Genomic DNA, 476 nt, shown 5'->3' on the forward strand with positions numbered 1-476 from the left:
AGCGGGGTCGACGAGTTCAGTGGGTGTGCCGACGAGGTCGGTGACGATGGCGTGGAACCGGGCGTCGAACCACTCCTGGTCGAGATCATCTGGGCCTTCGTCGACGTCCCGGCCGGCATCGCCATAGGCGGATCCCGCATCGTTTCCATGAAGGGACCCGGAGCGGACGGACCGGCGGCGTTCGGACTGGGTGAGCGGCCGGAAACCACCGGGTTCCCAGTCCCAGATGGTGACCCGCGGCGTCGGATCGTCCCCGGAGACGTGCTGCTGCTCGGCGAGCACCATGCCGTCCCAGGCGAACACGACCCGTTCGACCACCCCACGATCATCGCCGGTGCCATCGCCGGTGAGGCGCTGCTTGGCGATCCGCCGGCCGAACGGATCATAGGAATACCGCCAGCGCCGGCCATCGGGGGTGGTGACACCGGTGAGCCGATCGTCTGCGTCCCAGGTGTAGCGCCAGGTGCGTGGTTTCG

Annotated in this window: 1 pseudogene; it reads right to left on the reverse strand. The window is 68.3% G+C overall.

Annotated elements, in window-relative coordinates:
* A pseudogene (locus tag U9979_RS16685) lies at positions 1-476 on the reverse strand (RHS repeat domain-containing protein); the annotation flags it as partial.

Origin of the sequence: Protofrankia sp. Cas4, assembly GCF_963555915.1 — a bacterium.
In the GTDB taxonomy this organism is placed as follows: Bacteria; Actinomycetota; Actinomycetes; order Frankiales; family Frankiaceae; genus Protofrankia.